The organism is Aeromonas sp. QDB14 (genome assembly GCF_027707845.1).
In the GTDB taxonomy this organism is placed as follows: Bacteria; Pseudomonadota; Gammaproteobacteria; order Enterobacterales; family Aeromonadaceae; genus Aeromonas; species Aeromonas caviae.
Genome location: NZ_JAPCJD010000167.1, coordinates 1 through 1,792, shown reverse-complemented (window position 1 = coordinate 1,792; position 1,792 = coordinate 1). Strand labels below are relative to the sequence as shown.

3 protein-coding genes are annotated in these 1,792 nt (G+C 60.4%); all 3 read right to left on the bottom strand.

Translation table 11 applies throughout. The features are described 5' to 3' along the window. Positions 1-20: 20 nt before the first annotated feature. Positions 21-161 (bottom strand): hypothetical protein, encoded by a 141-nt coding sequence (locus PG887_RS22240; protein WP_210538570.1) that lies wholly within the window; start codon positions 159-161, stop codon positions 21-23. 175 nt (positions 162-336) lie between these two features. Further along, positions 337-669, bottom strand: a complete 333-nt coding sequence (locus PG887_RS22235) for a hypothetical protein (protein ID WP_210538569.1) — start codon at positions 667-669, stop codon at positions 337-339. 111 nt (positions 670-780) lie between these two features. Next, positions 781-1,677: an AbiTii domain-containing protein gene (locus tag PG887_RS22230; RefSeq protein ID WP_246876688.1), complete on the bottom strand. Its 897-nt coding sequence runs from the start codon at positions 1,675-1,677 to the stop codon at positions 781-783. Positions 1,678-1,792 lie beyond the last annotated feature (115 nt).

Here is a 1,792-nt window from a genome sequence, read left to right as displayed (position 1 = left end):
AAGACGGGAAGTTTCGGCCCTTACGGATGCCCGGAAAACCTTAGCGTACGATTTTTTCCGAATTCTGCGGGCTCCCCCACTAGGGCGCGGCGTAGCAGATCAGCGGTTTTAACGGCCGGATCGTTGGCCAGGGCAATCAGTTCGGGGATGAGTGCGGGCATGGACGTGCTCCTAGGCGATATTAGGCCCCCATTGTACTCGGTTTCGGTGGTTTGGATTGCAGGACTGCAAACGGCAGGATCCCGGCCCCACGCTGGCCGGTTTTTCCCGCCGCTTTGGCCGCTGACCAAGAAAGCAAACGCCCCGCATAAGCAGGGCGTGATCTGGGCACCATCGTTACAGGCCGTACTGGCCCACCTCGTGGATCCATTTTGTATCGTCATTGCCTGGCCGACCCGCGGTATACCCTGCCCAACAGAAGAACAGCAGGGCGCCTATCACCAGCAACACCTGCACAACCGTGAACCCCGCTCTGGCGCCATAACGATTTTTTTTCAACGCCTCCAGTATCCAGATCCCAGCGGCAACAAACAGCAGGATCAGCAGCGCTGTCATGCCCTCCTGTCTGATCCCCGCGATCAGCATCTTCAACGCATCCCAAACCCAAACCATCATGTCACCCTCCAGAACTACCAAGCCACGCTGTTTCGCGCAAAACACTGTATCCATATACAGTCTCGCAAGCGTACCATGCCGCCCCGCTCGAGCGCACCACCGACCATCCTCCCTTGTCGGGTGAGCGGCGGGATCAGCGCAACGCGGCAGCCGTCCCCCGTTCCATCAGCTGCCGCTCAAGGTGGCCAGCCAGCCCAGCGCCTGCGCCGCCAACACTCCCCCGCCGGCGCCTACCAGCACAGCCCGCACGCTGTCTGCCACGGCGCCGATCACCGGCCATTTTGGGTTAGGGGAGGCGGCCTGGGCCTTGAGGGTGTCCAGTTCGGCCTGCAGCTCTGCACACGCTTCTCCCTGCAGCTGTCCTTGTGCAATCACCTGCTGCAGCCACGGCAACAATGCAGCCAGCGCCTCGGCCTTCTGCTCGCCTGTCACTGTCTGCTGTTGCTGGCCGCCGGGCGAGCTCTGCATGAACTGAAAACCGGGGGCATCCCCCCCGATATGGATGTTCACCGGCGCCAGCTGCTGGGCCTGCTGCTGCTCCTGGGAGGTAAAGCTCATCCCGTCCCCCTGGATCCCCGCCTCGGCCAAGTCGAGTGCCCAAGTCAGCAGCTTGTCTCGGACCGCCTCAATAAGCCCACGAACTTGGTTTGACCCCAAGGCGAGTTCTGGCACGCCTGGCAGTGAAAGCTCTTGTATCAGAAATTGGCTCTGTTCGGGGGTGAAGAACGAACGAACAACTTCACCAGGTACAGCCAGGTCCTCCAAGGCCCCCATCGGATGACCAAACCGGGATTCCGTTATTAACCTGTTCATCTCGGCATTCCTAATTGGCAATGGAAGCCTCCCATGACCAGGCACATCGACTTTGAGCTCACCTTGCAGCACACGGTAGGGCGGTAAATCCCCGGGCTGCGGATAGCCTTGCAGTTCATGGTCTATCCAAGCGGCCCACTCGGGCTGCTTGAGCAAGCGGGCGGCCACCATAGCCTTGCGCAGCAGGTCGGTGGTTTTGACGGTCGGATCGCTGGCCATGGCGATCAGCTCGGGGATAAGGGCGGGCATCGGATGCTCCTATGGGTCGACAAGGGAGGCCCATTGTAGGGGTCGTTTGCGGGAGAGGGCGAAATCCTACGCTAAGGCTTTGGCCAACGATATTCTCCGGTAAGATTGATGTGTT

What these genes read in the sequence shown, in the direction of transcription:
- PG887_RS22240 (WP_210538570.1), bottom strand. Translation starts at nt 161, where the DNA reads ATGCCCGCACTCATCCCCGAACTGATTGCCCTGGCCAACGATCCGGCC.
- PG887_RS22235 (WP_210538569.1), bottom strand. Translation starts at nt 669, where the DNA reads ATGGATACAGTGTTTTGCGCGAAACAGCGTGGCTTGGTAGTTCTGGAG.
- PG887_RS22230 (WP_246876688.1), bottom strand. Translation starts at nt 1,677, where the DNA reads ATGCCCGCCCTTATCCCCGAGCTGATCGCCATGGCCAGCGATCCGACC.